Below are 11,702 nucleotides of genomic sequence, written 5' to 3'. Positions count from 1 at the left end.
AAGGAAGCCCATATCGGCTTGACCGGCGGCACGCCCAACCTGATTTACATCGATGGCAAGCCGTCGCAGAAACTGACGAATGACAATCTGGTGGATGAGCTGGAACGGCTGATCCGCCAGAAAGCGGCCGAAAAGGTCGAAGCTGACGCTGCGGTTATCGCGCGCGGCTGATCGAACGAATTAAGGAATTTTTGTGAGCAAGTCTCTGCAAGCCATTCGTGGCATGAACGACATCCTGCCCGAACAGACCCCGCTGTGGCGTTATTTCGAGGGCACTGTTGCGCGTCTGCTGGATAACTACGGTTACAAGCAGATCCGCATGCCGATCGTCGAGTTCACCGAGCTGTTCAAACGCTCGATCGGTGAAGTGACCGATATCGTCGAAAAAGAGATGTACACCTTCGAAGACCGCAACGGCGACTCGCTGACCCTGCGTCCGGAAGGCACTGCGGCGTGCGTGCGCGCTGTGCTCGAACACGGCATCACCGGTGGCGGTCAGGTGCAGAAACTCTGGTACATCGGCCCGATGTTCCGCCACGAGCGTCCGCAAAAAGGCCGTTATCGCCAGTTCCACCAGATCGGTCTTGAGGTGTTCAACCTCGACGGTCCGGACATCGACGCCGAGCTGATCATCATGACCTGGCGCCTGTGGGGCGAGCTGGGTATCCGTGATGCGGTCAAGCTCGAACTCAACAGCCTCGGCACCAGCGAGTCCCGCGGTCGCTATCGTGAAGCGCTGGTCGAGTACCTCTCGGCGCACCACGACAAGCTCGACGAAGACAGCCAGCGTCGCCTGAAAACCAACCCGCTGCGCGTGCTCGACACGAAAAATGCCGACACCCAGGCCGTGCTGGTCGATGCGCCGAAAATGGCCGATTACCTCGACGACGAGTCCCGGGCTCACTTCGAAGGCCTGAAGGCGCGTCTGGATGCCGTCGGCATTCCTTATGTGCTCAACCCGAAACTGGTGCGCGGCCTCGATTACTACAGCAAAACCGTTTTCGAATGGGTCACCGACAAGCTCGGCGCTCAGGGCACCGTGTGCGCGGGCGGCCGTTACGACGGTCTGGTCGAGCAGATGGGCGGCAAGCCAACCGCGGGCGTCGGTTTCGCCATGGGCATCGAGCGTCTGGTGTTGATGCTCGAAACCCTCGAGCAGATCCCGGAAGAAATCTCCCGTCAGGTCGACGTCTACCTCTGCGCCTTCGGTGAGCAGGCTGAGTTGGCCGGTCTGGCTCTGGCCGAGCGGGTTCGCGATCAGCTTCCAAACCTGCGTCTGCAAGTCAATGCCGGCGCCGGCAGTTTCAAAAGCCAGTTCAAGAAGGCCGACAAGAGCGGTGCGCTGTACGCGCTGATCCTCGGTGACGACGAAATGGCCCAGCAAGTGGTAGGTTTCAAACCCCTGCGTGGCCAGGGCGAACAACAAAGCATTGCCTGGGATGCGCTCGCCGCTCACCTGGCCACCTGCGTCGTGCAGGGTTGAAGCTGTCTTAACAGCCGATTTAGCGATTAAGGAGTATTGGGGTGTCGAGTACCGAAGACGATCTGTTGGCGGTTTTGAAGGTCTGGTGGACACGCAACGGCAAACCTCTGGTCACCGGCGGCCTGTTGGCGCTGGTCATCGTGTTCGGCTGGCAGGCTTATCACAAATACCAGAGCAACCAGTCGCAAGGCGCCTCGGTGCTCTATCAGCAGTTGCTGGAAACCACCCTGACGCCTGACGGCAAGCCCGATGCCGCGCGCGTTGCGGATCTGGCCGGCAAGCTCAACAGCGAATACGGCGGTTCGGCTTACGCGCAATACGGCAGCCTGTTTGTCGCCAAAGTCGCGGTCGACAGCGGCAAGCTGGACGACGCAGCCGCTGAACTCAAAGCCATCGTCGACAAACCGGCCAACCCGGCGCTGGGCGAAATCGCCCGTCAGCGTCTGGCGCAGGTGCTGGGCGCGCAGGACAAGGCCGAAGACGCCCTGAAACTGCTCGACGGCGATGCCGACAAAGCGTTCCTGGCCACTCGCGAAGAACTCAAGGGCGACCTGCTGGTGCGCTTGGGCCGTACCGATGACGCGAACAAGGCGTATCAAAAAGCCAAGGCGGCACTGTCGGATGAAGCGGCAGTCGGTGGCCTTCAAATCAAGCTCGACGACCTGGCCAAAGGGGATGCGTGACGTGATCCGTTGGAAGCATGCAGCATTGCTGGCTCTGGCCCTTCTGGCCGCGGGTTGCAGCAGCAACAGCAAGAAAGAACTGCCACCGGCTGAACTGACCGACTTCAAGGAAGAAGTGGTTCTGCAGAAGCAGTGGAGTCGCTCGATCGGTGACGGTCAGGGTGAAACCTACAACATGCTGGTGCCGGCGATTGACGGTGACACCATCTACGCCGCCGATGTGACCGGTGTGGTGATGGCACTGGATCGCAGCAACGGCGACGTGAAGTGGGACCAGGATCTGGAACTGCCTGTCTCCGGCGCCGTTGGCGTGGGTTACGGTCTGGTACTGATCGGTACCCTGCGTGGCGAAGTCGTCGCTCTGGACACCAGCAATGGTGAAGAGAAGTGGCGTGCGCGCGTCAACAGTGAAGTCCTCGCGCCGCCGGCCAACAATGGCGACGTCGTCGTTGTGCAGACTCAGGACGATCGTCTGATCGGTCTGGACGCGGCCACCGGCAACCAGCGTTGGGTGTATGACAGCACTCCGGCTGTCCTGACCCTGCGTGGCACCAGTGCTCCGCTGGTCACCAACCGTCTGGCGCTGGCTGGCCTGTCGACGGGTAAAGTGGTCGCTCTGGACATCTCCAACGGCGTGCCGGTGTGGGAACAACGCATCGCCATTCCACAGGGTCGTTCGGAACTGGAGCGCGTGGTCGACATCGACGGCGGTCTGCTGCTGTCCGGCGGCACGCTGTATGTGGCCAGTTATCAGGGTCGCGTGGCGGCACTGGACCTGGAAAGCGGTCGTCAACTGTGGCAGCGCGATGCGTCGAGCTACGCCGGTATCGCTCAGGGTTTCGGCAGCGTCTACGTGAGCCTGTCCTCGGGCACCGTTGAAGGCGTCGACGAGCGTTCGACCACCGCACTGTGGAGCAACGATGCGCTGGCTCGCCGTCAGCTGTCGGCTCCGGAAGTGTTCTCCAGCTATGTAGCTGTGGGTGACCTGGAAGGTTATCTGCACCTGCTCAGCCAGGTTGACGGTCGTTTCGTCGGCCGTGAGCGCATCGACAGCGACGGCCTGCGTGCTCGTCCGCTGGTGGTGGGCGACACGATTTATGTGTATGGCAACAGCGGCAAACTGGAAGCCCTGACCATCAAGTAACAACTATGCTTGGGGTTGATCCCCAAGCGGCCCTGCATCAGCAGAGTTTGCAGCGCCTCCGGGTGTTGCCCCGAGCACCAGCCGCTGCCTCGCAGCGGCTTTTGTATTTTCTGAAATAACGCAGTGGAGAGCCGCATGGTTCCCGTAATCGCCCTGGTGGGCCGACCGAACGTCGGCAAGTCCACCTTGTTCAACCGCCTGACTCGGACTCGCGACGCCATCGTCGGCGACCTGTCCGGTCTGACCCGTGATCGCCAGTGCGGAGCGGCGTAGTGGCAAGGGCGTTCCTACATTCTGATCGACACCGGCGGTATCTCCGGTGACGAACATGGTATGGACGAAAAAATGGCCGAGCAGTCGCTGCTGGCCATCGAAGAAGCCGATGTGGTGCTGTTTCTGGTAGATGCCAAGGCCGGTTTTACCGCTGCCGACCAGATGATCGCCGAGCATTTGCGCAAACGTAACAAGCGTTCCCACGTGGTGGCCAACAAGGTCGACAACATCGACCCGGAAATGGCCCGCGCCGAATTCGCCCCGCTGGGCATGGGCCACGCGATCCCGATCGCCGGCGCCCACGGCCGTGGCATCACGCAACTGCTGGAAGCCGCCCTGAGCGAATTCCCGCGTGATGATGACGAGCCGGCTGAAGGTGAAGAGGAAGAAGTCGTTGCCGAAGGCGAGGAAGCCAAGCGCATTCCTGGCCCGAGCGAAAAAGACGGGATCAAGATCGCCATCATCGGCCGGCCGAACGTGGGCAAGTCGACCCTGGTCAACCGCATGCTCGGTGAAGACCGCGTCATCGTGTATGACCAGCCGGGTACTACCCGGGACAGTATCTACATTCCGTTCGAGCGCAATGAAGAGAAGTACACGCTGATCGACACCGCCGGTGTGCGCAAGCGCGGCAAGATCCACGAAGAAGTCGAAAAGTTCTCCGTGGTCAAAACCCTGCAGGCGATCAAAGACGCCAACGTGGTGATCTTCGTGATGGACGCCCGCGAAGGTGTGGTCGACCACGACCTGAACCTGCTGGGCTTCGCCATCGAGTCCGGTCGTGCGCTGGTCATCGCGATCAACAAGTGGGACGGCATGACGCCGAGCGAGCGCGACTTCGTCAAGGTCGAGCTGCAACGTCGACTGTTCTTCGTTGACTACGCCGATATTCACTTCATCTCGGCGCTGCACGGCACGGGCGTGGGCAACCTCTACGCCTCGGTGCAGAACTCGTTCAAGTCGGCGGTCACCCGTTGGCCGACCAACCGCCTTACCCAGATTCTCGAAGATGCGGTGGGCGAGCACGCGCCACCGATGGTCAACAACCGCCGGATCAAGCTGCGTTACGCTCACCTCGGTGGTGCGAACCCGCCGATCATCGTGATTCACGGCAACCAGATCGAGAAAGTGCCGAAGTCGTACGTGCGCTATCTGGAGAACACTTACCGTCGTGTGCTCAAGCTGGTCGGTACGCCGATCCGCATCGAGTTCAAGGGCGGCGAGAACCCGTACGAAGGCAACAAGAACACGCTCACCGACCGTCAGGTCAACAAGAAGCGTCGCTTGATGTCGCACAACAAGAAAGCCAGCAAGAAGCGCCGCGATAAAAAGTGATTGATGACTTCGTGTAGGAGCTGCCGAAGGCTGCGATCTTTTGATTTTGCTTTTACGACAAGATCAAAAGATCGCAGCCTTCGGCAGCTCCTACAGGGTTCGGCGATAAGAAGGGTGCTCACCAGAGCGCCCTTTTTTTATGGGCGCCGGATGGGCTATCCTCGGGCTCTCCCGAGCCGTCGTCAGAGCCGGGTGTCGAGAGAGAACCCCCGATGATCACCAGCAAGCTGCCGAATGTCGGCATCACTATTTTCACGCAGATGTCTCAGCTCGCGGCGCAGACCGGCGCGATCAACCTGTCGCAGGGTTTTCCGGATTTTGACGGGCCGCAGTCGCTGCGTGATGCGGTCGGGCGGCATATCGCCAGTGGCCATAATCAGTATTCGCCGATGACCGGGTTGCCGGCGTTGCGCCAGCAGATCGCGGCCAAGATCGCCCGCAGCTATGGCGTGAATGTCGATGCCGATCATGAAGTGACGGTAACGCCCGGCGCGACCCAAGCGATCTTCTGCGCGATTCAGGCCGTTATCCACAGTGGCGACGAAGTCATCGTGTTTGATCCATGCTACGACAGCTACGCGCCGGCGACGGAGCTGGCGGGTGGTCGTTGCGTGCATGTGCACTTGAATCCGGACGATTTTTCCATCGATTTCGACCAGCTCGCCGCGGCCCTGAGCCCGCGCACTAAAATGATCGTCATCAACACCCCGCATAACCCCAGCGGCGCATTGATCAGCCGCGACGAGCTCGATCAACTGGCGGCCTTGATCCGTGATCGCGACATCTATCTGATCAGCGACGAAGTCTACGAACACCTGGTGTTCGACGGCGTGCCGCATGTCAGCGTGCTCGCCCATGAAGAGCTCTATCAGCGCGCGTTCGTGATCAGCTCGTTCGGCAAGACTTACCACGTCACCGGCTGGAAAACCGGCTATGTCGTCGCCCCGCCAGCGCTGACGGCCGAGTTGCGCAAGGTGCATCAATACGTGAGTTTCTGTGGCGTCACACCGCTGCAATACGCGCTGGCCGATTACATGGCCGAGCACCCCGAGCACGTTGAACAATTGCCGGGTTTCTATCAGGCCAAGCGCGATCTGTTTTGCGATCTGCTCGCGCCGTCGCGGTTCAGCTTCACCCGTGTCAGTGGCACTTATTTCCAGTTGGTTGATTATTCACAGATCCGCCCTGATCTGAATGATGTCGACATGGCCACGTGGATGACTCGCGAGCACGGTGTCGCGAGCATTCCGGTGTCGGTGTTCTACCAGAATCCACCGCAAGGCCAGCGCTTGATACGGCTGTGCTTTGCCAAACGCGAGGAGACGCTGCGTGAAGCGGCGGCGAAACTATGCGTGATTTGAGTGCTTTGCCAGACCTGACTCTGGCGCTGGTTCAGACCAGCCTGGCCTGGCACGACCGCCAGGCCAACCTCGAGCATTTCGAGCTGTTGCTGGAGCAGGCCCGTGGGGCCGATCTGATCATCCTGCCGGAAATGTTCACGACCGGTTTTTCCATGGAGTCGGAAACCCTCGCCGAAGCCGAAAACGGCCCGACCAGCAAATGGCTGCGAGCGCAGGCGGCGAAATTCGATGCGGTCATCACTGGCAGCGCGATTATTCAGGCGGCTGACGGCAGCCATCGCAATCGCTTGCTGTGGGCGCGGCCGGACGGCGAAGTGCTGCATTACGACAAGCGTCACCTGTTCCGCATGGCTGGCGAGCACAACCATTACACGCCCGGCGAGCGGCAGGTGCAGTTCGAGCTCAAGGGCTGGCGGATTCGTCCGCTGATCTGCTACGACCTGCGCTTCCCGGTGTGGAGCCGCGATGCGCAGGACACCGATCTGCTGCTGTACACCGCCAACTGGCCGGGCGCACGGCGTCTGCACTGGAATCGCCTGCTGCCGGCCCGAGCGATTGAAAACCTCTGCTACGTGGCGGCGGTGAATCGGGTCGGCAGCGATGGCAAGGGCTTTGCGTATACCGGTGACAGTCAGGTGCTGGATTTCCAGGGCGAGACGTTGCTGGCGGCGGGGGAGGCGGATGGCGTGTTCCAGGTGATTCTGGAAGCGGCGCCGTTGGCGGCTTATCGTGAACGCTTTCCGGCAAACCTGGATGCCGACACTTTCGAGTTCACCTGAAAAGCAAAAGATCGCAGCCTTCGGCAGCTCCTACAGGATGTACGCCGTCCCAATGTAGGAGCTGCCGAAGGCTGCGATCCTTTGATCTACAACAAAAAGGCCCCGGAGCTCACACTCCGGGGCCTTTCGCGTTTCAGCGGTCGATTACGCTGCTTTCGCCTCTGGCTGGCTCAGCGAGCGGTTCAGTGCGCTGAACAGTGCCTTGAAGCTGGCGGTGGTGATGTTTTCATCGATCCCCACGCCGTGCACCGCACGTTCACCGTTCACGCGCAGTTCGATGTAGGCCGCCGCTTTGGCGTTGGTGCCGGCGCCGATCGCGTGTTCGTTGTAGTCCATGATCTCCACCGGAACCGGCAGACCGGCCACCAATGCCTCCAGCGCGCCGTTACCTTTGCCGCGCCAGTGCAGGTTGGTTTCGCCCTGACCTTTGCTGGCCACTTCCACTTCGACGGCGCTGTTGCCGTTTTCTTCCTGCAGACGATGGCTGACCAGCGCGTACGGGGTGTTGGCCTGCAGGTATTCGCTGATCAACAGCGAGTGAATCTGCTTGGCGGTCATCTCCAGGCCCAAGCGATCGGTTTCACGCTGCACCACCTGGCTGAACTCGATCTGCATGCGACGCGGCAGGCTGATGCCGTATTCCTGCTCCAGCAAGTAGGCGATGCCGCCCTTGCCCGACTGGCTGTTGACGCGGATCACCGCCTCATAGCTGCGACCAATGTCGGCCGGGTCGATCGGCAGGTATGGCACTTCCCACAGGGTGTCCGGTTTCTGCTGGGCGAAGCCCTTGCGGATGGCATCCTGGTGCGAGCCGGAGAACGCGGTGTGCACCAGGTCGCCCACATACGGATGACGCGGGTGCACCTGGATCTGGTTGCACTCTTCGACGACCTTGCGCACGCCGTCGATGTCGGAGAAATCCAGCTCAGGGTTCACGCCCTGGGTGTACATGTTCAGCGCGACGGTGACGAGGTCGACGTTGCCGGTGCGCTCGCCGTTGCCGAACAGGCAGCCTTCGACGCGATCGGCGCCGGCCATCAGGCCCAGCTCGGTGGCCGCGACGCCTGTGCCACGGTCGTTGTGGGTGTGCAGGCTGATGATCACGCTGTCACGACGGTTGATGTTGCGACCGAACCACTCGATCTGGTCGGCGTAGACGTTCGGCGTTGCGCATTCAACGGTGGCCGGCAGGTTGAGGATCATCTTGTGCTCAGGCGTCGGGTTCCACACCTCGATCACCGCGTCACAGACTTCCTTGGCGAATTCCAGCTCGGTGGCGCTGAAGGTTTCCGGTGAGTATTCGAAGGTCCACTCGGTCTCTGGCTGCATCGCTGCGTATTTGACGAACAGTTTGGCGGCGTTGACCGCGATGGCCTTGATGCCGTCCTTGTCCTGGTTGAAGACGATGCGACGGAAAGAAGGCGAGGTGGCGTTGTACAGGTGAACGATGGCTTTCTTCGCCCCGCGCAGGGATTCGAAAGTGCGCTCGATCAGGTCTTCACGGCCTTGGGTCAGCACCTGGATGGTGGTGTCATCCGGGATGTGGCCTTCTTCGATCAGCGTACGCACAAAGTCGAAGTCGGTTTGCGAAGCCGCCGGGAACGATGCTTCGATTTCTTTCACGCCGACCTGCACCAGGGTTTTCCAGAAGCGCAGCTTCTTCGCCGCGTCCATCGGTTCGATCAGCGACTGGTTGCCGTCACGCAGGTCGGAGCTGCACCAGATCGGCGCGGTGTCGATGGTCTTCGACGGCCAGGTGCGATCCGGCAGGTTGATGACGGGAAACGCGCGGTATTTCGAAGACGGGTCTTTGAGCATGCTCATCGGGAAATTCCTTGTTGTCTGGGCCGAAAAGAGGCGGCCTGCCGGTTGAACGAATGTTCTTGGGAAAGCGTGGGACGAGGCGCAGCGATTCAGCCTGGCAGTCGTGCGCTGACGAGGCACAGGCTGCGGTGCTGGCGAAGCTGAATGAGGGTGTGAGAGGTTTTCATGGCCTCAACCCTAACCGCGAGGGGGAAGGATGGCAAGCAGTCGGAAAAAATTGAGAGGAATCCTCGGAAAGCAGGTTTTTGCGCGATTTTATTGTGCTTAAGTCATTACTGGTTGTTGATGTTTGCGTGAGGGTAGATTGAGGCGCAATTGAGGGAGGGCGGATGCCAGCGGTATTTGTAGGTGGATAGACCGTCTTCGCGAGCAAGCTCGCTCCCACATTGGATTGCATTCACAAACAAATCCCTGTGAGAGCTTGCCCGCGAAGAGGCCAGCAGCCTCCACACAATATTCAGGGTTGGAACGCGCCAATGAAAATCGCCGGATCGACCCGCGCATCATTCAGGCTGACGTTCCAGTGCATATGCGGACCTGTCGCGCGGCCGGTCGCGCCGACCTTGCCCACCACTGCGCCACGAGCCAATTGCTGGCCGTTCTTCACATCGATCTTCGACATGTGACAGAACATGCTGATAAAGCCCTGGCCATGGTCCACGAACACGGTATTGCCGTTGAAGAAGTAATTGCCGATCAGAATCACCTTGCCCGCCGCCGGCGTCTTGATTGGCGTCCCGGCCGGTACCGCGAAATCCAGGCCCGCATGAGGATTTCGCTCTTCACCGTTGAAGAAACGGCGCACACCGAACTTGCTCGACAGCGGCCCGTTCACCGGTTTGTCCAGCAGCAGGTTGCTCGGCGTGTTCGGGCTGAAACTGCGGTAAGCCGCGATCTGTTCCGCCAGTTCACCCTCGATGCGCTTGAGGTTGTCGGCGTTCGGGTTGACCTGTTGTTTGTTCTTCAGGGTGATGTGCTGTTCCGGGTATTTCTTGCTGCCGACGGTGAAGGGCAGATTGCGCCCGCCACTGCTGATTTGCTGTGCACCGGGCTTGACCGTCAACGGTACGCCGACAATCGCCAGCCAGTTGTTCTGTTCTTTCACCACCAGCACCGGTTTGCCCTGATACGTGGCTTTCGGCGCTTGTGCTGCCGCGCCCAGATCCACCACGGCGACGCCGCCCGGCACCGGTTTGTTCAACAGGCGAGTGATGTAACTGTCGGCGTGAGCATTGAAAGCCAGGCAGAGCAACAGCAGCGGAGCAAGAAAACGCGGCATGGATCAGTCCAGTAAAGAGAGGGTGACGGGCGTCAGGTGGTTATCCTCGACGCGCACTTGCAATTCGCCTTCGCCCAGTTTGGCTTTCAGGCGTTGGCCGGTGTGGGTCTGCGCGGCGTTGCGAATCGCGTGGCCACGCTCGTCGAGCAGGATGCTGTAACCGCGACCGAGGGTCGCCAACGGGCTGACCACATGCAGGGTCTGCATCTGACTGTGCAATTGCTGACGACGTTGTTTCAGGCCATCGCGCATGGCACGGGGCAGGCGTTCGGCGAGGCTGTCGAGGCGCTGACGGAGCATGGCCAATTGGCGTCCCGGGTGTTGCCCGGCGAGGCGGGTTTCCAGGCGGATCAGGCGTTCGCGGCGGGTATTGAGACTGCGCTCGAAGGCCCGGCGCATGCGCATGTCCAGATCGTCGAGCCGCTGGGCCTGCTGACGCAGACGTTCGCCAGGATGCCGTAGCCGTCTGGCCATGCCTTCCAGACGCAGGCGATCACGCATCAAGCGATCGCGCATGCGCATCACCAAACGTCGATGCAGGCTCTCGACCTGACGGATCAGATGGCTGGAATCCGGGGCGAGCAGTTCGGCGGCCGCCGAGGGTGTCGGTGCGCGGACGTCGGCAACAAAGTCGCAGATCGACACATCGGTTTCATGGCCGACGGCGCTGACGATCGGCGTTACGCAGGCATCGACCGCGCGCGCCACGGCTTCTTCGTTGAAGCACCAGAGGTCTTCCAGCGAGCCGCCGCCACGGGCGAGGATCAGCGCATCGAAGCCACGGGCATCGGCCATTTTCAGAGCGCGGACGATTTGCGCAGTGGCTTCGCGGCCCTGTACGGCGGTCGGAATCAGGGTCAGTTGCACCTGCGGCGCACGGCGGCGGAACACGCTGATGATGTCGCGAATCACTGCGCCGGTCGGCGAACTGATGATGCCGATGCGTTGCGGGTGCGCGGGCAGCGGCACTTTGCGTTCGGCGCTGAACAAACCTTCGGCGCTGAGCTTTTCCTTCAGCGCATCGAAGGCCAGACGCAGCGTACCGTCACCGGCAGGTTCAACGGTGTCGAGGATCAGTTGATAGTCGCCACGGCCTTCGAACAGCGAAACCTTGCCGCGCACCTTGACCGCCAGACCATCTTTCAATGCCTGACGCACTCTCGCGGCGTTCTGCCGGAACAACGCGCAACGCACCTGCGCGCCGCTGTCCTTGAGGGTGAAGTAGACGTGGCCGGACGCCGGGCGCGCGAGGTTGGAGATTTCGCCTTCTACCCAGATGTTACTGAACACGTCTTCGAGCAACATCCGCGCGCGGCCGTTGAGCTGGCTGACGGTCAGGACTTCTCGGTCCAGGCCAAGTCTTGCGAAGGGATCTTTAATCATGGGGCGCAGTTTAAAGGCATTCTTCTGCTCATTGCACGAACCCTGTAGGAGCTGCCGAAGGCTGCGATCTTTTGATCTTGTTTTTTTAGCATCAAGATCAAAAGATCGCAGCCTTCGGCAGCTCCTACAGCGGAGTATTGGCGACTTGTTAAGGAAAT

8 protein-coding genes and 2 pseudogenes are annotated in these 11,702 nt (G+C 60.7%); 7 read left to right on the top strand and 3 right to left on the bottom strand.

Annotated elements, in window-relative coordinates:
- The 7 genes and pseudogenes from ACIGDJ_RS26915 to ACIGDJ_RS26885 form a co-directional block, all read left to right on the top strand.
- Nucleotides 1-171 (top strand): annotated as a pseudogene (locus ACIGDJ_RS26915) (4-hydroxy-3-methylbut-2-en-1-yl diphosphate synthase); the annotation flags it as partial.
- 22 nt (nt 172-193) lie between these two features.
- The gene (gene hisS / locus ACIGDJ_RS26910) at nt 194-1,483 is read left to right on the top strand and encodes a histidine--tRNA ligase (RefSeq protein WP_003227887.1); all 1,290 of its coding nucleotides are present in this window, start codon (nt 194-196) and stop codon (nt 1,481-1,483) included.
- A gap of 41 nt (nt 1,484-1,524) precedes the next feature.
- Nucleotides 1,525-2,166 (top strand): tetratricopeptide repeat protein, encoded by a 642-nt coding sequence (locus ACIGDJ_RS26905; RefSeq protein ID WP_397504664.1) that lies wholly within the window; start codon nt 1,525-1,527, stop codon nt 2,164-2,166.
- Nucleotides 2,159-3,310, top strand: a complete 1,152-nt coding sequence (gene bamB, locus ACIGDJ_RS26900; protein ID WP_101162031.1) for an outer membrane protein assembly factor BamB — start codon at nt 2,159-2,161, stop codon at nt 3,308-3,310. The genes ACIGDJ_RS26905 and bamB overlap by 8 nt, the downstream gene beginning before the upstream one ends.
- 135 nt (nt 3,311-3,445) lie before the next feature.
- Nucleotides 3,446-4,918, top strand: a pseudogene (gene der, locus ACIGDJ_RS26895) (ribosome biogenesis GTPase Der).
- A gap of 212 nt (nt 4,919-5,130) precedes the next feature.
- Entirely contained in the window at nt 5,131-6,279 is a 1,149-nt protein-coding gene (locus ACIGDJ_RS26890) for a pyridoxal phosphate-dependent aminotransferase (protein WP_397480136.1), read from the top strand.
- Nucleotides 6,267-7,058, top strand: coding sequence for an amidohydrolase (locus ACIGDJ_RS26885; RefSeq protein ID WP_397480135.1), 792 nt, complete (start codon nt 6,267-6,269; stop codon nt 7,056-7,058). The genes ACIGDJ_RS26890 and ACIGDJ_RS26885 overlap by 13 nt, the downstream gene beginning before the upstream one ends.
- A gap of 144 nt (nt 7,059-7,202) precedes the next feature.
- Here ACIGDJ_RS26885 and leuA read toward each other — a convergent pair whose 3' ends face one another.
- From leuA to xseA, 3 genes are all read right to left on the bottom strand, one after another.
- Complete coding sequence (gene leuA, locus ACIGDJ_RS26880) at nt 7,203-8,882, bottom strand: 2-isopropylmalate synthase (RefSeq protein WP_397480134.1); 1,680 nt, start codon at nt 8,880-8,882, stop codon at nt 7,203-7,205.
- Between the two features lie 457 nt (nt 8,883-9,339).
- Nucleotides 9,340-10,161 (bottom strand): peptidoglycan DD-metalloendopeptidase family protein, encoded by an 822-nt coding sequence (locus ACIGDJ_RS26875; protein WP_101162039.1) that lies wholly within the window; start codon nt 10,159-10,161, stop codon nt 9,340-9,342.
- A 3-nt stretch (nt 10,162-10,164) separates the two neighbouring features.
- A complete protein-coding gene (xseA, locus tag ACIGDJ_RS26870; RefSeq protein WP_397480133.1) occupies nt 10,165-11,544 on the bottom strand; it encodes an exodeoxyribonuclease VII large subunit in 1,380 nt (459 codons plus the stop codon).
- Between the last annotated feature and the right edge of the window lie 158 nt (nt 11,545-11,702).

Origin of the sequence: Pseudomonas sp. NPDC079367, from assembly GCF_044542195.1 — a bacterium.
Lineage (GTDB): Bacteria > Pseudomonadota > Gammaproteobacteria > Pseudomonadales > Pseudomonadaceae > Aquipseudomonas.
The sequence above is the reverse complement of the archived record's forward strand: the minus strand, read 5'-3'. Positions and strand labels throughout refer to the sequence as shown.

Bases quoted from the DNA above. Each gene is read 5' to 3' on its own strand.
- ACIGDJ_RS26875 (WP_101162039.1), bottom strand. From the start codon at position 10,161: ATGCCGCGTTTTCTTGCTCCGCTGCTGTTGCTCTGCCTGGCTTTCAAT.
- bamB (WP_101162031.1), top strand. From the start codon at position 2,159: ATGCGTGACGTGATCCGTTGGAAGCATGCAGCATTGCTGGCTCTGGCC.
- leuA (WP_397480134.1), bottom strand. From the start codon at position 8,882: ATGAGCATGCTCAAAGACCCGTCTTCGAAATACCGCGCGTTTCCCGTC.
- ACIGDJ_RS26890 (WP_397480136.1), top strand. From the start codon at position 5,131: ATGATCACCAGCAAGCTGCCGAATGTCGGCATCACTATTTTCACGCAG.
- ACIGDJ_RS26885 (WP_397480135.1), top strand. From the start codon at position 6,267: ATGCGTGATTTGAGTGCTTTGCCAGACCTGACTCTGGCGCTGGTTCAG.
- xseA (WP_397480133.1), bottom strand. From the start codon at position 11,544: ATGATTAAAGATCCCTTCGCAAGACTTGGCCTGGACCGAGAAGTCCTG.